Below are 19506 nucleotides of genomic sequence, written 5' to 3' on the forward strand. Positions count from 1 at the left end.
AAACTTTATTCGGAACGACGGATACGTGTCGATAGCGTGCAAAATCCCTCCAGGCGACACTTTCTCTCCGGAAGCGTCGTCACGATCGCCGCCCTGGGCGGCTGCGTCAGCGACCAGAACGTAGACGATTCGCCGAACAGCGAGCCGAAGCCGGCCACGATCGAGGCCGAGGAAGACGTTCCGGACGGGCTCGCCGCGGCCCTCGCAGCGGTGCCCGCGGAATCGGCTGTCGACGTCGAGTACCGGTCGATCGCGCTCTCCCAGCCCGACGACGCCGACGCGAGCGAGGACTTCGGGCCGCAACTCGTCGGCGTTACGGACTCGATCGACGGCGTCGATCCCGAGAACGTCGACCGAATCCTGTTGGTCAGATCGAGCGATTACGAGAACACGTTCGGCGTCGCGACGGGGTCGTTCGACAGTCCCGAGCCCGGTACCGAGATCGATGCCGGCGACGAGTGGCGGATCGCCGAGGGCGAGACCCTCGCGTTCGCCAGCACCGACGACCTGATCGCGTTCGCCAGCGCCACCGCCGACGAACCCCCGGTCGATCGCGTTCGGACCGCCGCCGACGCGGCGCGGGGTGACGTCGACGCCATCGTCGAATCGGACGACCGCCTGCCCGAGACGTTCGCCCGGCTGAGCGACAGCACCTTCGTGACCTACCTCCCGACCGTCGAGGGGCCGATCTTCCCGGCGATCGGGCAGGACCGACTGGCGGCGGTGGCCGCCGGATTCGAGGCGTATCCGAGCCAGCAGACCGGGACCGTCGAGAACGCGTATCTGCTGTACCCCGCGGACGGCGCGAGCATCGACGACGACGAACTCGACGCGATGCTGCGCGAGATCGATCCGGGCACCGTCACCGAGACCGACGTGGAACGCGGCGACGCGATCTACGTCGAGACGGTCTCCGAACTGCCGCCCGAGCGCGACCGCGAGGCCGCGCCGGACGCGACGATCCGCGCCGCGGTCGACGCCGGCGAGGGCCGGGTCGAGTACGAACACCGCCGCGGCGAGAGCGTCGACGCCGCGGAGCTGGAGCTGTGGCACGACGGCGAGCGCGCCGACAGCCAGCCGGCCGACGAGTTCGACGAGTTCGGCGTCGGCGACACTCTCGCCCTAGAAACCGACCCGCTGGCCGCGACCGCGCTGCGCTGGTACGACGAGGACGAGGACGTGCAGTACGTCTACGCCCGGGACGTCGTCGGCGAGGACCAGTTCGAAACCGAGTTCGACCACGACGCCGGTACCGTCGAGATCGCGTATCGAGGGGACCGCGCGGCCGACCCCGAAAAGCTGCAGCTCGTCCACCGGAGCGCCGACGGGACCGCGACGACCGAGCAGTTCGCGGACGCCTACGACACGCTCACCGCGGGCGACGCCGTCACCGTCGAGGGCGTCGAAATCGGCGACGCCGTCACACTCAGGCTCGACGTTCCCGCCGGTCCGTCCGGCGGGCGACCGACGCTGCTGTACTTCAACGCCTCGCCGCCGCGGCTCCATCTCTACCGGCGCGAGGATCGGCTGGTCGCGGACTACTACGGCGACCAGTCGCGTCCCGCCGACGAGTTCCGCGTCCTCGTCGACGGCGACGCCGCCGACACCCAGCTGGCGGACGTCACGGAGACGCTCGACCGAGGCGAGACGGTCGATCTCGGCGAAGTCCCGACCGGAAGCGAGGTCGTCGTCGAGTGGACCGTTCCCGACGAGCCGGTCGAGGTGGCACGACACACCGTGACGCCGCACGCGCGCGTCGCGACGACGTACGACGCCGACGCCGGGACCGTCACCGTCGAGCACGAGGACGGCGAAGCGATCCCCGCCGAGTCGCTCACGCTGCGGGTCGACGGCGACCCGGCGTCCGTCCAGCCCGTCGACGAGTACGACAGTTTCGCTCCCGGCGACGCGCTGACGATCGACGCCGACCCGTTCTCCTTCGTCGAGCTCGTCTGGAACGCCGGTCGCGACTCCGCGGACATCCTCGGCCGGACGCTCACCGCCGACGAGTCCATCGAGGGCGTCTACGACGCCGACGACGAGACGCTCGAACTCGTCTACGTCGGCCGACAGGAGGCCGATCCCGACCGACTGGTCGTCCGGCGAGGCGACGGGTACCCGAACGGCGACGACGGCGCCCGACCTTTCGCCGAGAAGTACGACAGCCTGAGCGACGGCGACAGCGTCACGCTCGAGGACGTGGGGGTCGACGAGCACGTTCGCGTGGTGTTGCCGAAAGAGACCGAACACCGCTGGCCGGTCTTCCGGTTCACCACCGAGCCCCAGAGCGCGTTCTCCTTCGAGCGCCGGGACGGCGAGGTCGTCGCAACGTACCACCAGCAGGTCGAGCGGGAGGCCGACGGGTTCCGAGTGCTCGCCGACGGCGACGCGACCGACGTGCAGCCGGCCGACAGCCACGACACGCTCGAACAGGATGACGAGATCGAACTCGGGGAGTTCGAGGCCGGTACCGAACTCGTCGTCCAGTGGACTCTGCCCGACGAGCCTGTCGACGTCCGGACGCACGTCGTCGCGCCCGACGCCACCTTCGAGGCCGACTACGACGCCGACGCCGGGACCGTCACCATCGAACACGCGGGCGGCGACGAGATCGACGCCGACCGGCTGTCGGTGTACGCCGGCGAGGGGTCCAACGGATCGCTCGACTGGGGTGACGACACCGTCACTGAAGGCGACACGACGACCGTCGAGGCCTCCGGGGACGTTCGCGTCGTCCGCCTCGTCTACCGCGAACACCACGTCATCGCGGCGATTCCGGTCGACGGCTGACCGCGCGAGCGCGTCCTCGCGACGGGCCAGTCGTCGGTAGTCGAGCGCAGTAGCGGGCGGTTCCGGTGCCGAACTGGCGGCGCCCGATCAGCGAACGGGCGCCGGCGGCTCGTTGCGGCCGATCCTGATCTCGTGGGCCTCGACGGCCTCGTAGGCGGCGACCTGGCCGCCGATCTCGACGCGCCTGTCGCCGGTGTCGACGGTCAGGCCGGCGACCTCCTCGTTCGTCTCGAACGACAGGTCGACGATGCGGCCTTTGACCAGCCGCGACTCGCCCGTCTCCACGTCCCGGCCCTCGATCGTGGCGTAGAGATTGCCCTCGACGTCGAGCAGATCCTTCACGCAGCGACGGATCGACGCGTACCGCCGGGGGAACGGCCGGTCGGTGCCGTCCTCGGCGAGCGTCTCCATGGCCGTCGTCCAGAGTACGGTCCCGAAAAAGCCCGAGATGAGAAAGCCGAGCGCCGAGCGATTGAAGATCACGCCGTAGCGATCCCGGTCGTTGTCCCGGATCGCGTCCTGGGTCGCATAGATCGAGTACTCGCCGTCGGCGACCGCGATCACGGGCGTCGTGATCCCGCGTCGCGCCCGCGCAGCCGTGCAGACGTCGAGATACTCGAACTCGTCCGGGCTGGGCGCGTCCCGTCCCGGCGTCAACAGCAGGTCGATGCTGACGCCGTTGGCCCGCTGGGCCGCGAGTTCGTCCTCGTAGCGCTCCAGCAGCTCCGGCGTCAGCGACAGCGCGAGTTCGTACTCGGCGGCCTCGATCACCTCCTCGACGTACCGGAGGATCGTCGATCGGGACTTCACGAGCGAGACGGCTTCCGTGTCCCGCGCCGGCGCGGTGTAGCGGGCCTCCAGTTCGTCGATCATGTCTGTCAGCGACGTGCGTACGTCCGAGAACGCGTCTCCCGGGTCGACGGCCATGATCTTCATCGGCCGCGACTCGCGCAGTTCGACCAGCCCGCGGTCGCTGAGGCTGCGCACCGTGTCGTACACCCGAGGCTGTGGAATGTCGGTCCGCTCGGCGATCTCGCTGGCCGTCAGCGTCCCGTGTTCCATCACCGCGAGATACGCGTCGATCTCGTACTCCCCGAGATCGAAGCGGTCGCCGACACGTTTCATCGTCACGCGCAGGTCGTCGGAGCTCATACCGTAGTACCGAACCTCTCGTGGTAAATGATTTATTGAAAGCGCAGTAGCACTCAGTTATCGAACGCAGTTGGGACCGCTCAATCGCCGTCCTCGGGCGCCGACGCGACCGGGAGCCGGACGATCACCGTCGTCCCGTCGTCGCAGTCGATGTCGACGGTTCCGCCGGCCTGCGAGATGATCCAGTCCGTGAGCCACAGGCCCAGACCGGCGGTGTGGTGGAGCGGGTCGATCTCGCGCTCGCCAGACAGCACGGCGCGCTCTTCGGGCGGAACGCCCGGCCCGTCGTCGGTGACGCGAATCTCGACGACCTCGTCGTCGCGCCGCGGTGACGCCGCGCCGAGACGCTGTGGATCCCGTCCGTCGGCGTCGTCGCGGTCCTGCGAGAACCAGGACTCTGACGCCGCGATTCGGCTACCCGCAGCGTCCGCCGACGCCGCGTTTCCGCCGGACCAGTTCCAGCGGATGGTATTCGACCGCTCGGCCGTCGCGTCGCCGAGACACCCGTCGACGCGGGCGACGGTGACGCGCACGTTCGGCGCCGGACCGGCGTGATCGACCGTGTTTGCGAGCAACTCGTCGACCACCGTCGTGAACTCGCTCCCGACAGTCGCGTACGCCGAGTCGGACGCGTCGACCTCGACGGTCGCGTCCGGGTTGTTCTTCCGAAACGCCGCCACTCTCTTGGCGACGACGGAGGCGACGTCGACCGGCGTTCCGAAACCCGCGTGGTCGTCGGTGATCAACGCCTCGGTCTTTCGGGCGCGGCCGCTGAGGTGGAGCAACTCCCCGGCAGTCGATCGGATCTCGTCGGCGTGGTCCTCGTCACGGTCGCCGTCGCCGCCGGCGATCAGGTCCGCACGACCTACGATGACGTTCAGCGAGTTCCTGAGATTGTGTCGGAGCAGCCTGTTGAGCACGAGTAGCATCTGCTCGCGGCGCGCCAGTGTCTCGGTCAAGCGGTTGGCGCTCGCGCCGATCTCCGACCATTCCGTGCTTCCCGAGAGATCGACGCGGTGGTCGTACTCCCTGTTCTCGATGCGGCGGAACTGGTCGCGCAGTCGCTCGGCCTGCCTGATGTCCGACCGGTAGATCCAGAGGCCGAACAGCGCGACTGCCCCGAGCATCACGATGCCCGCGACGGCTTGCGCGACGGCGAGGCGGCGGATCTGGGCCGTGACGGTCGACCGGCGCCGGTCGACGGTGACAGTCCAACCGGTCGTGTGGACGATCGCTCTCCCATCGACCGGCGAGTCGATCGCCTCCTCGTCCGCGTACAGCGCCTCACCGTCCTCTGTGACCTGTATCTGGGTGTCGTAGTTGCTCTGTCTCTCGATCGGAGCGAACAGCGCGCTGCCCGAGAGGTAGAACGCCCCGTTGAGCGTCCCGACGATCTCGCCGTCCGATCGGATCGGCGCGCTCACGACGACGATGCGATTGCCGGTCCTGGCCGTGAACGGATCGCTGACGTACACCCTCCCGTTCAGTGCCGCCTGAACGTACGCCCGATCGCTGAAGTCCCCGCCGACGGCGTCGCCGCCGGTCCCGTCCTCGTTGGCGAGCGCCGTCATCGTCCCGTTGGCCGCGACGACCGACACTCCCTCGAAGTCGGTCTGCTCTCTGATCGTCGCGACGCGCTGGCGCCGCGTGACACGGTCCGGGTCGACGAGCTCCGGGTGATCGGCCGCGATCGCGATCGACTGTCGCTTCTCGACCAGCTGTCGGTCGATCGTCGAGGCCGCCAGCTCGGCCTGTTCGGCCGCGTCCTCGCTGGCCGACGCCACGGCGGCGTCGCGCTGGGAGTCGAACGTGACGACGAGCACTCCGGCGATCGTCAGCGCGACGAGTACGAACGCCAACAGGAATTTTCGCCGGAGTTGCATCGCTGGCTTGGTCATACGCCGCTCGACGGGCATATAGCTTCGCGTCACTCGGCCTCGCCTGCGCCGGGGGTGACGAGTCGACCGCTGCGGCTCCGAAGCCGCGGGTCGGACCCCGTTTGCGGAGGTCTGTCGCGGGAAGAGTATGCTCTCGGACCGGTTTCGAGGCGGGCGTGAAGCGGCGGCGACGCCTGCGTAACGCTAAAGAGTCGAACACGCCTTTGTTCGGACAAGAATGAGTACCGGATTCGTCTCTCTGAGGTGGTTCCGTGGGGGTTGAAATAAAGGACTCCCGAGTCTCCGCCGAGGAGTTCGCGGACATGTCCGAGTTCGTCTACGAGTATCTCGCCGCCAGCGTCGAGAACGAGGACGAGGGCGGGCGGATGCGGTGGTACCCGTGGCACTCCGCGGAGTACCGCCACAACCACATCCTGAACGTGGTCGAGTTGGCCGAGGAGATCGCGCGCGCCGAGGGCGCCGACGTCGACGTCACGCGCGTCGCCGCGCTGTTCCACGACGTGGCCAAGCTCGACGCCGATCAGGACGTCCACGCCGAGGAGGGCGCGCGCGTCGCGCGGCAGTACCTCGAGAACCGGGGAGAGTATCCCGAGTCGTTCGTCGACGAGGTCTGTCGCGCCGTCCGCGACCACTCCTACCAGGGTGATCTGACTGACCTGTCGCTCGAAACGCGGTGTGTGATCGAGGCGGACCTGCTCGACAAGGTCGGCGCCAACGGCACGGCGCTGATGTTGCTGCGCATGGGCTACGAGGCCCGGACGCATATGGACGCCGGACAGATGGTCGAACGCGTGCTCGAACGCGGGCGGGACGCCGCCGAGCGCGTCGAGACCGACGCCGCCGAAAGCATCGCCCACCGGCGGCTCAAGCGCGTCCGCTGGTTTCAGGACTGGCTCGACGACGAAGTCGCGGCGATCGACAGCGGCGAGTGAGGCGGTGACCAGCGGACGAGCGTTCTGCCGCCCACACGGACTACTGCTCACCCGAGAGCCCGACACTTCGGATTTTGCCTAACTTATTAATCCAAAGGTTGATCATCCATGGTGTTTAAATGACCTGGCTGTCATGGCGGCCCCCAACTTGCCGGACGCTGTCATCGAGTACGACGACGCTGACGGCGCGTACAGGGTTCAGCTAGAGGCGTGTCCGGGCGACGCGCCGTCGATCGCCGTCGTCGCCCTCGTCGGGACGCTGGAGGGTGTCCCGTCGGCCGATCTCGCGCCGCTGTACGACAGCGTGGATCCGGAGGCGCTGGATTCGCTCCACGAGTCGCTGGTCGGGTCTGACGCCGGCAGCACCGTCGTCTTTCCGTACGCCGGGTACGAGATCACGGTCACCGCGGCGGCGATAGCGGCGCGGCCGGTCGACGAGTGAGAACGCCAGGTGACGCCGCTAGCGGCCGCGTTCTGCGCTCCGAGTACGGCACCGTCAGCGGCGCGTCTCCGTCGGACTACGGCTCAGATCCCCTGGCCCATCAGGTGGCTCCTGAGCACGTCGTCGGTTTTGGATCCGGCGCCGGTGTTGAGTACGACGACCGTGTCCGAGTCGTCGAACTCGCCGGTCCGCGAGAGCTCCCAGGCGCCGCTGACCGCCGCGGCGGCGCTGGCGTCGACCTCCAGCCCCTCGTTGGCGGCGACCGCGATCGCGCTGTCCAGGATGTCCGGATCCTCGGTCGCGACGGCGCCGCCGCCCGATTCGGCGACGGCGTCGAGCGCGAGCGCGCCGCCCGGCGGATCGGGGATCTCGATGCCGCCGCAGATCGTGTCGGGATACTCGACCGGCTCGGGCTCGTCGTGTCCGGCCTCCCAGGCGTCGACGATCGGCGCGCAGCCGGCGGCCTGCGCGACGTAGATCGCGGGCAGTTCGTCGATCAATCCGAGTCGCTCCAGTTCCGTCGCCGCCCGGTGGACGCCGACGGCCGCGACGCCGGCGCCGGTCGGCACGACGACGGCGTCGGGAATCTCCCAGTCCAGTTGCTCGACGATCTCGAACAACGCCGTCTTCGCGCCCTCGTGGCGGTACGGCGTCGCGAACCAGCCCAGGTCGTGCCAGCCCTCCTCCGCGATCGATTCTGCGGCGGCGTCGAGCGCGTCGCCGATCCGCCCGCCGACGACCGTCATCTCGCCGTCGTGGACGTTGACCATCGCCTTGTTCGTGAACGTCGAGCGCGAGGGCAGAAACGCGTGGGCGTCGACGTCGGCGCGCGCCGCGTACGCGGCCGCGGACTGCCCGCCATCGCCGGTCGACGCCAGCGCGACCGCCTCGACGCCGCGCTCGCGCGCCGCGGTCAGCGCGACCGACAGCCCGCGGTCGGCCGTCGATCCGGTCGGGTTTCGCCCGTCGTCTTTGACGTACAGTTCGCCGACGCCGAGCTCGTCGGCCAGCGACGACCCCTCGACCAGCGGCGTCCCGCCCTCGTCGGCGCTCACCGCGGCCGAAGGTTCGAACGGCAGCAGTTCGCGGTAGCGCCACTGGCTGTCGAAGGATCGGTCCGCGAGCGTCTCCCTGTCGAGATCGATCCGGTCGTAGTCGTAGGTCGGCGCGAGCGCGCCGCCGCAGTCGGGACAGCGCCCGGCGGCGTCGGCCGCGTCCTGACGAGTTTGCGAGTCAGGGCTCGACGGGCGAAGCTCGTCGGCGTCGAACCGCTCGCCGCACTCCTGACACTCCAGCCCGGCGAAGGCGTCGCTGGTTTGCATGGTCGTCGCTTTCGGTGCCGGACCCTAAGCCCTGTCCATCGGATGCTGCGCTGGGCGGTCCGCCGAAACGCCGTTCTCCGGATTTGATATCGCACTGAGGGATTTACCCGTCGCTACGGCGTCGGCTCGCACCTCGGGAAATCACGCTGCGTGGCGACTACTGACGGGTCCGAGTTAGGCCTCGCGGCACCAAACCAGCCTGCTGCGACGCCGATACGCGTGAAGTTTTGACCCGGGAGTCCCAACGGAGCGGTATGTCAACTGACCAGCGGGTGATCGTCGCCGGCGCGGGCCTGTCGGGGCTCGTCGCCGCGCGGCATCTCGCGGACGCCGGCGTCGACGTCGATATCGTCGAACGCGAGGACGAGGTCGGCGGCCGCGTGCGGACGACCCGGGAGGACGGGTTCGTGATGGATCGGGGGTTTCAGGTGCTTTTTACCGCCTATCCTGCGGCGAAGCGCGAGTTGGACTACGACGACCTGGACCTGCGCTACTACACGCCGGGCGCCTGCATCGCCCGCGAGGGCGAGCGCTCGATCCTCTCGGATCCGTTCCGCGACCGCTCGGCGCTGCTGTCCTCGGCACTCAACACCGAGGTGTCGACGACCGACAAGCTCCGGACGCTGAAGCTCCGACGCGATCTCGCAGACAAGACGCCGACGGCGATCTTCAGCGGGAGCGATAGCTCGATCCGCGAGTACCTCCACGGTCGGGGCTTTTCCGACCGATTCGTCGAAAACTTCGCCGCGCCGTTCTACGGCGGCATCACGCTCGATCGGTCGCTGTCGAGTTCCAGCACGGTGTTCGAGTACACCTTCAAGATGCTCTCGGAGGGCCGGATCGCGGTACCGGCCGCCGGGATGGGCGTGATCCCCGAGCAGCTCGCCCAGCACGCTCGCGAGGCCGGGGCGACGATCGCGACCGGCGAGACGGTCGATTCGGTGGACGCCGACGACGCCGAGGCGACCGTCGAGATCGGCGGCGAGACGCGATCGGCCGACGCGGTCGTCGTCGCGACCGATCCGCCGACGGCGCGCGATCTCACCGGCGTCGAGGCGATCCCGACCGAGGGCGAGGGCTGTGTCACGCAGTACTACTCGATGCCTCGCTCCGAATCGCTCGACGCCGGGAAGCGCCTGATTCTGAACGCCGGTGGCGAGGACCCGAACCACGTCGTCGTCAACTCCGAAATCGCCCCCGAACACGCGCCCGATGACCGCCACCTCGTGAGCGCGACGTTCCTCGGCGACCGCGACGAGCAGCCCGCCCGGTTCGACGACATGACGCGGCGCGCGCTGTCGTCGTGGTACCCCGAGCGCTCCTTTGCGGACTTCGAGCTGCTGGGCACCGAGCGCGTCCCGTTCTCGCAGTTCGCCCAGCCGCCGGGCAGCCTCGACGACCTGCCCGGCGTGGACGCGCCCGAGGGTCGCTGTTACCTCGCGGGCGATTACACCCGCTGGTCGTCGATCCAAGGGGCGATGGAAAGCGGGCGGGACGCCGCACAGACCGCGCTCGCCGATCTCTGACCGCTCCTGTGCGCCGAACGCTCGCGACCAGCGGCGCCCGCGCCGCTTACTCGCGTTCGAGCAGGTCCTCGTCCTCCGTCGACAGCTCGCCCGCTCGATCATCCGAGAGCGGCGCGTCTCGGCCGTCGACCGTCGCCTCGCCGTCCCCCTGTGAGAGCAACCGGTCGAGCCGGCGCTCGAACTCGGCCTCGCCGATCTCTCCGGCGGCGTACCGTCGCTTGAGCGACTCGACGGGGTCGTCGGACCGGTCGGCGGGTTCGCCGTCGGCGTCGACCGTATCGGCGTCAGTGCCGACGAGCCAGTCCGCGATCTCCTCGCCGAAGAACAACAGCAGCGGCGTGAGGAGGAACCAGCCGACGATGGGGATGCTCGTGACCAGCAGTTCCGCCAGCACCTCGGGGAGCACCGCGCCGCTCACAGCAACCAGCGACGTCAGCGGGAGGGTCACGATGGCGACGACCAGCCAGAGCTTCTCGGCCACGAACTCGTGGCTCACATCGACCATGTGTGGCGCTCTCTCGCGTAGACAGTAACTACTGACGGTGCCAGAGGGGCGTTCGCTCCCGCTCGGCGCCGACGATCCGGATCACAGCATCGACCGAAGCTCGTCGAGCGGCGGGAACCAGAACGTCTCCGCGGCGTCGTCGTCGCGAACGACCGGCCGGAACGCGCCGGCGCGATCGAGCAGCGGCGACTGGAACCGGTCGCGCCGGGCGCGGTTCACGAGCGTCCCCGGCGCGAGGCGGGTGAAGGCGGGGAGTACCAGCACGTCGGCGCCGTCGCGGACGCCCTCGCCGTAGAGATAGCAGGGGCGACGCCGCCCCTCGATCTCGATCGCGGGGTGGTCGTGCCCGCAGACGTACAGTTCGGCGTCGGCGTCCGGCCGCTCGTGGCCGTGCAGGACGAGGGCGTCGGCGCCGGGAAGCCGCCGTTCGGCGCCGACGCTCCCGACGCGCTCGCCCGCGGGCCCCTCGACGACGGCGTCGAGCATCGTATCGTGGTTTCCCGCGACGAGCGAGCACTCGGCGCCGGCGTCCGCGACGGCGTCCGCGAGGTCGCCGACGGTCCGTTCGACGCCGTCGGAGAGGCTGTCGAAGGAGTGGAGCAGATCGCCCGCGACGACGAACTCGCTCGGTTCGAACGTCGCCAGCAGATCGTCGATCCGGTCGAGCAGGTCGTCGCGCTCGCCCAGCGGGAGTTCGACGTTCGAGCGTTCGTCCCGGCCGACGTGCAGGTCCGCGCAGACGAGCGCGTCGGCGTCGGGGAGATAGACGGCGCGATCGCGAAACTCGGCGTCGAGCGCGGCCATTCAGTCGTCGCTCGCGGCGTCGTCGACGACAGCCTCTGCGGGCCCGTTTCCGTCGGACGCCGCGGACGGGCCGAGCTCCGACCGGAGGTCGTACTCCGTGCCGGTCAGCACGAACAGGATCTCGTCGAGGACGGCGAACAGCTCGGGGAGCACGCGGACGATCAGCAGCGTGATGCCGACGAGCGCGACCACCGACAGCGTCTGCGAGATCAGGTGATGCGAGACGTAGAACGAGGTCACCATGCTCTCGCCCGCGAGCGTGTCGGTGATCGAGTGGAAGATCGGGTAGTCGAACCAGCCCAGCGGCGCCGCCAGGCCGACGAACACGTTTCGCCCCAGATTCGCCACCCAGATGACGCTCACGGCGATCGCGAACGCCTTGGCCTTCCGGGCGAGGGGCGCGCGCACCGCCATGATGGCGCCGCCGAAGATCGAGATGCTACCGATCCCGGTACACGAGAGAACGATATACGTCGAGTACCCCTCGAACGCGAAGCGACTCTGGTAGCCGTTCGCGCCGGTCTCGATGCCCGGCGAGTAGCCGAGCAGCTCCATCCCGAAGTGAGCCTGCCGGGCGACCGACTCGATGAGGACCGTCTTGACGACCGGGATCGTCATCGCGGGCAGGTACAGCAGCCCCATCATCGCGACCGCCCTGGAGAGTATCAGCAGCGAGTCGCGCCCGGAGTACAGCAGGTACGCCGCGTACAGCGACAGCGGCACCCCCACGAAGCTCAGCGCGGCTTCGAGAATGCTCTTGGCGTCGAGGTAGAAGTACGGCACCATCAGCAGCCAGAACACGCCGAACACGACCCACGCCGCGGCACCGCTGGTCCTGGCGGCGCGCGTCCGGTCGGTCAGTTCGAGCGCTGCGGTCGCGAGGAAGGCGGCGATGGCGGCCCAGACGAACAGGTTTCTGGTTCCCGTCGCCCAGATCGCCTCGGTCGCGAGCGGGGACGCAAGCGTCGTCACGTCCGGAGGCAAGCGCTATCGAAATAAAGAGCTATCGGCATCGCGTGCACCTTCCGCCAGATCGTCGGTGTCGCTCGCCCGTCCGTCGGCGTCGCTCGCCCGTCCGTCGGCGTCGCCCGCGCCGTCCGTCGGCGTCGCCCACTCCGTCAGTCGGCGTGCTCCCGCGCGGTGTCGTAGGCCTCGCGGATGCGCCGGAACTCGTCCTCGTCGCCGCCCTGATCCGGATGCACTTCCTTGACCCGCCGGCGATACGCACGTCGCACCTCGCTGACGTCCGCGCTCGCGGGCAGCCCCAGCGCCGCGAACGCCGTCGCGACGCCGGCGTCGGCGTCCGACTCGGTCGCGATCTCGGGCGTCTCGAAAGGGAGTCGCGATCCGAGGTGCCCGCCCGGAAGCTCGTGCTCGACGAGGACGGGATCGGTATCGGTCGCGCGCAGCCGGAAGAACACTCTGGCGTTGAACGTCACTGCCACGTCGCGCTCGGGGAGGTAGAACTCGACGTCGTGGCCCTCGACGGTCGTCCCTTCGACGAAGCGCTCGTCGATCGCTTCGAGGTAGTGGCGGATCTCAGCGAGGCGTCGCTCGGCGCCCTCGCGCTCGGGTGACCCGCCGCTGTCGTCCTCCAGACGCGGGAACGCGCGCTGGCCCGCGACGAACGCCAGCGCGATCAGCAACGAGGACGCCGCTGCGAGCCCCAGCCCGAGAAGTAACCACTCCGGTAGCTCCGCGATCGCTCCCCACACAACGCCTTCTCGTTAGGGATCGACGGTAATGAAATTCCCGGGACGACCCCGCATATGATGGCCGAAACACTCAACCCTACGCTTCCCTGACAGACGGATAGACCGTGCGACGCCGAACCCTCCTCGGCGCACTGGCCGGCGCGACCGCCGCGACGGCTGGCTGCGCTCAGCTCTCCGACACCGTCGACCGCGCGACCGAAGGCTCCAAGATCGAGAACCTCGCGAACGGCCACCCGTGGGACGGGGACACGATCGTCATCGGCGTCGCGTACGCCGACGGCGTCGAGCGACGGGAGAACTTCCCCGAACTGATCGAGACGTCCGCGGCGTTCTGGGAGGAACACGACGAGCAGTACGTGGACTACGAGGTCGAGTACGACCTCGATCCCGACGCCGACGACCCCGATGTCAGCGTGACGCTCGTCGACGAGATCACGACCTGTCACCGGAGCGACGACGAGTACATGGTCGTCGGCTGCGCGCCGCTGATCACCGACGATGCTCCCGACACCGCGTCGGTCCAGATCAAGAAGGGCTACTCCGACGACCTCACCCAGACCACGATCACCCACGAACTGGGCCACACGCTCGGGCTGGGCCACGACGACGCCCCCCAGGAGATCATGTCCAGCGACCCCGCCGACCGGATTCCCAACTACGAGACCCGGCGCGCGATCCACGAGGCCTATCTCGCGGGAATCCGTTCTTTCAACGAGGGGAGCGAGCATCTGCAGGCGGCCGACGACGCGCGGTCCGAGGAGAACTGGACGGCCGCGAGCGACGAGTTCGCGAGCGCCGCCGACGAGTACGACGCCGCCGTCAGCTCGTTCGGCAACGCGGCGTCGGAGTCGGACGATATCGAGGCTGACGGTGCCGTGGACATCTGCGCGGACGCCGAAGCGAAAGCCGCGCACCTCCGCAGCGCAGCCGAGGCGTGGAGCGAGGCTGCGACGGCGCGCAGCAACGGAAACTACGTCCGGGCTGAACGGCGACGCGAGGCGGCTCGCGAGCACCACGAGAAAGCGGATTCGCACACGATCGAGGACAGCGACGCGCTCGCCGTCGAACTCGGCCTGCAGTGAGCCGGCTGTGCATCGGCGTCGAGACGCCGAGTCGGCCGCTTCGATGCCCCAGTAACCGCTTCGGTGCCGCCGTGACCGCTTCGATGCCGTCTCTCGGCTTCACGCTGCGACGCCGCCATTCCGCAACTACTGTTACGGATGCCCGCCGAGCGTAGCGCATGACTACGTCGAGCGCTCCCGGCAAGGTGTACCTGTTCGGGGAGCACGCGGTCGTCTACGGCGAGCCGGCGGTGCCCTGCGCGATCGAGCGCCGGGCGCGCGTCACCGTCGAGCGCCGCGACGACGAACTGTTGCGCGTCCACGCGGACGACCTTTCGCTGGACGGCTTCACCGTCGAGTACAGCGGCACGTCCGAGTCCAAGCCCGACGTGGCGGTCTCGGAGTCGCTGATCGACGCCGCGATGGGCTACGTCGACGCCGCCGTCGAGCAGGCTCGCGAGGCCGTCGCCGAGGAACGCGGCGAGGACGTCTCGGACGTCGGCTTCGACATCACGATCGAGAGCGACATCCCGCTGGGCGCCGGGCTCGGCTCCTCGGCGGCGGTCACGGTCGCGGGGATCGACGCCGCGGCACGCGAACTCGGCGTCGAGCTATCGCCCGCGACGGTCGCCGATCGGGCGTTCCGGGCCGAGTACGACGTTCAGGAGGGCGAGGCCTCGCGCGCGGACACGTTCTGCTCGGCGATGGGCGGCGCGGTCCGCGTCGAGGGCGACGACTGCCGCCGGATCGAGGCGCCGGACCTGCCGATCGTCGTCGGCTTCGACGGCGGCGCCGGCGACACGGGCGCGCTCGTCGCCGGCGTCCGAAAGCTCCGCGAGGAGTACGGCTTCGCCGCCGACACGATCGAGGCGGTCGGCGACATCGTCCGCGAGGGCGAACAGGCGCTGGCCGACGGCAACGTCGCCGAGCTGGGCCGACTGATGGACTTCAACCACGGGCTGCTGGAGGCGCTGGGCGTCTCCTCGCGCTCGCTCGATCGGATGGTGTGGGCCGCGCGCGACGCCGGCGCCGAGGGCGCGAAGCTGACCGGCGCCGGCGGCGGGGGCTGCGTCGTCGCGCTCGACGAGACCGACGAGACGCGCACCGCGCTCCGGTTCACGCCGGGCTGCGAGGAGGCGTTCCGCGCCGAACTCGACCGGGACGGCGTGCGCGTCGAGCAGGCCCCGAGCGAGGAGGGCGCCTGAGATGGCGACCGTCCTCAAGCTCGGCGGTAGCGTCGTCACCGAGAAAGACCGCGACGAGACGGTCGACGGCCCGGCGCTCGACCGCGCGGCGGCGGCCGTCGCGGCGGCCCGCTCGGGCGCGGGGACCAACGGCGGTGGAGGGACGAACGGCGCCGTCGACGACCTCGTAGTCGTTCACGGCGGCGGGAGCTTCGGTCACCCGAACGCGGCGGAGTGGGGCGTTACGACCGAGGAGGGAACCGACGACGCCGACGGCGTGCTGGCGATCCACGGCGCGATGACGACGCTGAACAAGTTCGTCCTCCGGCGCCTGCGCGACGAGGGCGTCCCGGCAGTGCCGGTCCACCCGCTGTCGACGGCCCATCGTGACGCCGACGCCGAACTCACCTTGCCCACGGGACAGGTCCGAACCCTGCTCGACGAGGGGTTCGTCCCCGTGCTCCACGGCGACGTGATCGCCCACGCGGGCGAGGGCGTCACCGTGCTGAGCGGCGACGAGATCGTCGCCGAGCTCGCCGACCAGTTGCGGGCCGACCGCGTCGGCGTCTGCTCGACCGTTCCGGGCGTGCTCGACGCCGACGACGCCGTCATTTCCGAAATCGGATCCTTCGAGGACGTCGCCGACGTGCTCGGCGGGAGCGACGCTACGGACGTTTCGGGCGGCATGGCGGGGAAAGTCAGGGAGTTGCTCGCACTCGACGCGCCCGCCTCGATCTTCGATCTCGACGCGCTGTCGGCATTTCTGTCGGGCGAGCGCCCGGGGACGACGGTACGGGGCGACGCCGACTGACGGTACCAGACGGCGGCGTCAGCGACGAGTTAGCGCTCCTCCGATTCGTCCGGGAGGTACGACTCCAGGGGTTCGGGCGCGACCTCAGCGACGACTGGCGCGAGGTCGGGCAGGCGCTTTCTGACCGCGGCGTACACCGCCGAAACCGCGAGCGCCGCGGCGACGAGCAGATCGAAAGGGCCGTCGAGCACGACCCACAGCGGGACGCCGAGCGCCAGGCCGAACGCGAAGTCCTCCGGCGCGCCGTCGTATCGGATCCAGCGGCGGGGGCTGCGCCAGCGCCCGCGGTAGTGGTCGTAGACAGCCCGGTCCGAGGTTCCCTTCCACGGTCGGAGTTCCAGGCCGCCGCCGAAGGCGTCCATCCGACAGTGGACCGCGGCTGCGAGCAGGAAGAGTGCGAGCGCGACCGTCGCCGGCGTCGGGGCGACTGCGGCGAGCCCGAGCGCGGGGACCGCGAGCGCGGCGAAGTACACCGGAAAGTGCAGCGTCCGCCGGTGAGCGGTGTACATATCCGCGTCGGGGAACGCGCCGCCGATCGCACCGCCGGCGAGCGCGGGTACCCCCAGTTCGGGGGCGACGGCGAGCACGGGCGTCGCCAGCGCCAGCCCGACCAGCACGTGGGTCGTCAGCATCATGTGGTCACTCGAAGGGGCCTCGATACATTAAGCACGTCGCCGCAGACGCCCGACCACGGGCCCTGATCGGCCGGAATCGTCGGCGGGATGCGTCCTCCCGACGGTGCGAGCCGTATGCCACGCCTTTTTAAACCATGAGCGCATAGTGTCCTACAACACGACCCGCGGGTAGTGGCGTGCGTCCGACGGACGCGCGCTGCGGGCGGGTGCGCGGCCGACGTGCTGCAAGACGCCGGGGTCAGCGTTCCCGTTATTCGTGGGTGTTTCCGTGAGCGCATCGCCACCGCAACGTGGCTTTGAATGCTCGGATCAACTATGGAAGTCGAAATAGCAACGATAGGCGGTTACGAGGAAGTCGGACGGCAGATGACGGCGGTACGAGCGGGCGAAGACGTCGTCATCTTCGACATGGGTCTGAACCTCTCGAAGGTTCTGATCCACGACAACGTCGAGACCGAACGGATGCACAGCCTCGACCTGATCGACATGGGCGCCATCCCTGACGATCGGGTGATGAGCGACCTCGAGGGCGACGTGAAGGCGATCGTGCCGACCCACGGCCACCTCGACCACATCGGCGCCATCAGCAAGCTCGCCCACCGGTACAACGCGCCGATCGTGGCGTCGCCCTTTACGATCGAGCTGGTCAAACAGCAGATCGAGGGCGAGCAGAAGTTCGGCGTCGAGAACGACCTCGTGAAGATGGAAGCCGGCGAGACGATGAGCATCGGCGACTCCGGCAACGTCGATCTCGAGTTCGTCAACGTCACGCACTCGATCATCGACGCGATCAACCCCGTGCTCCACACGCCCGAGGGCGCAGTCGTCTACGGGCTGGACAAGCGCATGGACCACACGCCCGTCATCGGCGACCCGATCGACATGGAGCGGTTCCGCGAGATCGGTCGCGAGGGCGAAGGCGTTCTCTGTTACATCGAGGACTGCACCAACGCCAACAAGAAGGGCCGCACGCCCAGCGAGAACGTCGCGCGTGAGCACCTGCGCGACGTGATGTACAGCGTCGAGGACTACGACGGCGGCATCGTCGCGACGACGTTCTCGAGCCACATCGCGCGCGTCTCCAGCCTCGTCGAGTTCGCCAAGGATATCGGGCGCCAGCCCGTCCTGCTCGGCCGATCGATGGAGAAGTACTCCGGCACCGCCGAGCGCCTGAACTTCGTCGACTTCCCCGAGGATCTGGGGATGTTCGGCCACCGCAAGTCCGTCGACCGGACGTTCAAGCGGATCATGAACGAGGGGAAGGAGAACTACCTGCCGATCGTCACCGGCCACCAGGGCGAGCCCCGCGCGATGCTCACCCGGATGGGTCGCGGCGACACGCCGTACGAACTGGACGACGGCGACAAGGTTCTCTTCAGTGCCCGCGTCATCCCGGAGCCGACCAACGAGGGCCAGCGCTACCAGTCCGAGAAGCTTCTGGGCATGCAGGGCGCTCGCATCTACGACGACATCCACGTTTCGGGCCACCTGCGTCAGGAGGGCCACTACGAGATGCTCGACGCGCTCCAGCCCCAGCACGTCATCCCCGCCCACCAGAACATGAAGGGCTACTCCAGCTACGTCGATCTCGCCGAAAGCGAGGGGTACAAGCTCGGCCGGGACCTGCACGTCACCCGGAACGGCAACATGATCCAGCTGGTCGAGTGACATGACTGAATCCGAGGCGCGCGAGGAACAGGTACTGGAGGCCGTCGGACAGCGCCGAGAGCGGGTCAACGACGCGATTCCGGAGGAACTCCCGATCACCGACCCCGAGCGGCTCTACGAGGCCTCCCGATACCTGCTGGACGCGGGCGGAAAGCGACTCCGCCCCACGGTGTTGTTACTGGTCGCGGAAGCGCTCGCCGACGTCGAACCGCTCGCCGCCGACTACCGGTCGTTCCCGTCGCTGACCGGGGGCGACGTCGACGTGATGTCGGCGGCGGTCAGCGTCGAGGTCATCCAGTCGTTCACGCTGATCCACGACGACATCATGGACGACGACGACCTCCGACGCGGCGTCCCCGCGGTCCATCGCGAGTACGATCTGGAGACGGCGATCCTCGCGGGCGACACGCTGTACTCCAAGGCGTTCGAGATCATGCTCGATACCGGTGCGGAAGCCGACCGCACGGTCCGCGCGCTCGACGTGCTGGCGACGACCTGCACGAACATCTGCGAAGGGCAGGCGCTTGACGTCGAGTTCGAGACGAGTTCGGGCGTGCTGACCGAGGACTACCTCGAGATGGTCGAACAGAAGACCGCCGTCTTGTACGGTGCGTCAGCCTGCGTCCCCGCGCTGTTGCTGGGCGCCGACGAGGAGACCGTCGAGCAGCTGTACGGGTACGGCATCGACGTCGGGCGTGCGTTCCAGATTCAGGACGACGTCCTCGATCTCACCGTCCCCAGCGAGAAACTGGGCAAGCAACGCGGCAGCGACCTCGTGGAAGGCAAGCAGACGCTGCTCACGCTCCACGCCCGCCAACAGGGCGTCGACGTCGACTCGCTGGTCGACGCCGAGAGCGTCGAGGCCGTCACGGAAGCCGAGATCGACGAGGCCGTGGCCGAACTCGAAGCCGCGGGCAGCATCGACTACGCCCGCGACACGGCGGCGGAACTGGTCGAGTCCGGCAAGGACCGACTGGAAGTGCTCCCCGACAACGAGGCTCGGCATCTGCTCGAACAGCTGGCCGACTACCTGATCGAACGCGGCTACTGACGGCACTCTA

The 19506-nt window shown here is 68.9% G+C and carries 17 protein-coding genes; 9 read left to right on the top strand and 8 right to left on the bottom strand.

The genetic code is table 11. The features are described from left to right. The first annotated feature begins 36 nt into the window (after positions 1-36). Positions 37-2790 carry a hypothetical protein gene (locus NO931_RS02325; RefSeq protein ID WP_256391010.1) on the top strand — a complete coding sequence of 918 codons (2754 nt, stop codon included), beginning with the start codon at positions 37-39 and terminating at the stop codon, positions 2788-2790. Positions 2791-2877: 87 nt separating this feature from the next. On the opposite strand, the gene trmB is transcribed toward NO931_RS02325, so the two are convergent. Further along, the gene (gene trmB, locus NO931_RS02330; RefSeq protein WP_256391011.1) at positions 2878-3942 is read right to left on the bottom strand and encodes an HTH-type sugar sensing transcriptional regulator TrmB; all 1065 of its coding nucleotides are present in this window, start codon (positions 3940-3942) and stop codon (positions 2878-2880) included. Between the two features lie 80 nt (positions 3943-4022). After that, positions 4023-5840 carry an ATP-binding protein gene (locus tag NO931_RS02335; protein WP_256391012.1) on the bottom strand — a complete coding sequence of 606 codons (1818 nt, stop codon included), beginning with the start codon at positions 5838-5840 and terminating at the stop codon, positions 4023-4025. Positions 5841-6091: 251 nt separating this feature from the next. Between NO931_RS02335 and NO931_RS02340 the strand changes: the two genes are divergently transcribed. Then, positions 6092-6772 carry an HD domain-containing protein gene (locus NO931_RS02340; protein ID WP_256391013.1) on the top strand — a complete coding sequence of 227 codons (681 nt, stop codon included), beginning with the start codon at positions 6092-6094 and terminating at the stop codon, positions 6770-6772. A 133-nt stretch (positions 6773-6905) separates the two neighbouring features. Continuing rightward, the gene (locus NO931_RS02345) at positions 6906-7214 is read left to right on the top strand and encodes a HalOD1 output domain-containing protein (RefSeq protein ID WP_256391014.1); all 309 of its coding nucleotides are present in this window, start codon (positions 6906-6908) and stop codon (positions 7212-7214) included. Between the two features lie 83 nt (positions 7215-7297). Here the strand turns inward: NO931_RS02345 and NO931_RS02350 are convergent, their stop codons facing one another. Then, on the bottom strand, positions 7298-8536 hold the full coding sequence (locus NO931_RS02350; protein ID WP_256391015.1) for a threonine synthase: 1239 nt from the start codon (positions 8534-8536) through the stop codon (positions 7298-7300). Between the two features lie 254 nt (positions 8537-8790). On the opposite strand from NO931_RS02350, the gene NO931_RS02355 reads away from it, so the two are divergent. Further along, entirely contained in the window at positions 8791-10062 is a 1272-nt protein-coding gene (locus NO931_RS02355) for an NAD(P)/FAD-dependent oxidoreductase (protein WP_256391016.1), read from the top strand. A 46-nt stretch (positions 10063-10108) separates the two neighbouring features. On the opposite strand, the gene NO931_RS02360 is transcribed toward NO931_RS02355, so the two are convergent. From NO931_RS02360 to NO931_RS02375, 4 genes are all read right to left on the bottom strand, one after another. Further along, positions 10109-10567 carry an SHOCT domain-containing protein gene (locus NO931_RS02360; protein ID WP_256391017.1) on the bottom strand — a complete coding sequence of 153 codons (459 nt, stop codon included), beginning with the start codon at positions 10565-10567 and terminating at the stop codon, positions 10109-10111. 81 nt (positions 10568-10648) lie between these two features. Continuing rightward, on the bottom strand, positions 10649-11371 hold the full coding sequence (locus tag NO931_RS02365; RefSeq protein WP_256391018.1) for a metallophosphoesterase: 723 nt from the start codon (positions 11369-11371) through the stop codon (positions 10649-10651). Continuing rightward, on the bottom strand, positions 11372-12343 hold the full coding sequence (gene artA / locus NO931_RS02370; RefSeq protein ID WP_256391020.1) for an archaeosortase A: 972 nt from the start codon (positions 12341-12343) through the stop codon (positions 11372-11374). Positions 12344-12489: 146 nt separating this feature from the next. Then, complete coding sequence (locus NO931_RS02375) at positions 12490-13086, bottom strand: J domain-containing protein (protein ID WP_256391021.1); 597 nt, start codon at positions 13084-13086, stop codon at positions 12490-12492. Positions 13087-13190: 104 nt separating this feature from the next. On the opposite strand from NO931_RS02375, the gene NO931_RS20665 reads away from it, so the two are divergent. The 3 genes from NO931_RS20665 to NO931_RS02390 all read left to right on the top strand — a co-directional run bounded on the left by NO931_RS20665 (position 13191) and on the right by NO931_RS02390 (position 16142). Next, positions 13191-14168 (top strand): zinc metalloprotease, encoded by a 978-nt coding sequence (locus tag NO931_RS20665; protein WP_256391022.1) that lies wholly within the window; start codon positions 13191-13193, stop codon positions 14166-14168. Positions 14169-14326: 158 nt separating this feature from the next. Further along, the gene (gene mvk, locus NO931_RS02385) at positions 14327-15352 is read left to right on the top strand and encodes a mevalonate kinase (RefSeq protein ID WP_256391023.1); all 1026 of its coding nucleotides are present in this window, start codon (positions 14327-14329) and stop codon (positions 15350-15352) included. A gap of 1 nt (position 15353) precedes the next feature. Continuing rightward, the gene (locus NO931_RS02390; RefSeq protein ID WP_256391024.1) at positions 15354-16142 is read left to right on the top strand and encodes an isopentenyl phosphate kinase; all 789 of its coding nucleotides are present in this window, start codon (positions 15354-15356) and stop codon (positions 16140-16142) included. 29 nt (positions 16143-16171) lie between these two features. Here the strand turns inward: NO931_RS02390 and NO931_RS02395 are convergent, their stop codons facing one another. Continuing rightward, complete coding sequence (locus NO931_RS02395; protein ID WP_256391025.1) at positions 16172-16777, bottom strand: metal-dependent hydrolase; 606 nt, start codon at positions 16775-16777, stop codon at positions 16172-16174. 315 nt (positions 16778-17092) lie between these two features. On the opposite strand from NO931_RS02395, the gene NO931_RS02400 reads away from it, so the two are divergent. Both NO931_RS02400 and idsA3 read left to right on the top strand, forming a co-directional pair. After that, positions 17093-18445 (top strand): ribonuclease J, encoded by a 1353-nt coding sequence (locus tag NO931_RS02400; RefSeq protein ID WP_256391383.1) that lies wholly within the window; start codon positions 17093-17095, stop codon positions 18443-18445. A 1-nt stretch (position 18446) separates the two neighbouring features. Further along, a complete protein-coding gene (idsA3, locus tag NO931_RS02405; protein WP_256391026.1) occupies positions 18447-19496 on the top strand; it encodes a geranylfarnesyl diphosphate synthase in 1050 nt (349 codons plus the stop codon). The last annotated feature ends 10 nt before the right edge of the window (positions 19497-19506 follow it).

This window comes from Natronoarchaeum rubrum (genome assembly GCF_024494695.1).

Coding starts and splice junctions, on each gene's coding strand:
- trmB (WP_256391011.1), bottom strand. CDS start 3,942: ATGAGCTCCGACGACCTGCGCGTGACGATGAAACGTGTCGGCGACCGC.
- NO931_RS02335 (WP_256391012.1), bottom strand. CDS start 5,840: ATGACCAAGCCAGCGATGCAACTCCGGCGAAAATTCCTGTTGGCGTTC.
- NO931_RS02345 (WP_256391014.1), top strand. CDS start 6,906: ATGGCGGCCCCCAACTTGCCGGACGCTGTCATCGAGTACGACGACGCT.
- NO931_RS02350 (WP_256391015.1), bottom strand. CDS start 8,536: ATGCAAACCAGCGACGCCTTCGCCGGGCTGGAGTGTCAGGAGTGCGGC.
- NO931_RS02355 (WP_256391016.1), top strand. CDS start 8,791: ATGTCAACTGACCAGCGGGTGATCGTCGCCGGCGCGGGCCTGTCGGGG.
- NO931_RS02360 (WP_256391017.1), bottom strand. CDS start 10,567: ATGGTCGATGTGAGCCACGAGTTCGTGGCCGAGAAGCTCTGGCTGGTC.
- NO931_RS02365 (WP_256391018.1), bottom strand. CDS start 11,371: ATGGCCGCGCTCGACGCCGAGTTTCGCGATCGCGCCGTCTATCTCCCC.
- mvk (WP_256391023.1), top strand. CDS start 14,327: ATGACTACGTCGAGCGCTCCCGGCAAGGTGTACCTGTTCGGGGAGCAC.
- NO931_RS02390 (WP_256391024.1), top strand. CDS start 15,354: ATGGCGACCGTCCTCAAGCTCGGCGGTAGCGTCGTCACCGAGAAAGAC.
- NO931_RS02395 (WP_256391025.1), bottom strand. CDS start 16,777: ATGATGCTGACGACCCACGTGCTGGTCGGGCTGGCGCTGGCGACGCCC.
- NO931_RS02400 (WP_256391383.1), top strand. CDS start 17,093: ATGGAAGTCGAAATAGCAACGATAGGCGGTTACGAGGAAGTCGGACGG.
- idsA3 (WP_256391026.1), top strand. CDS start 18,447: ATGACTGAATCCGAGGCGCGCGAGGAACAGGTACTGGAGGCCGTCGGA.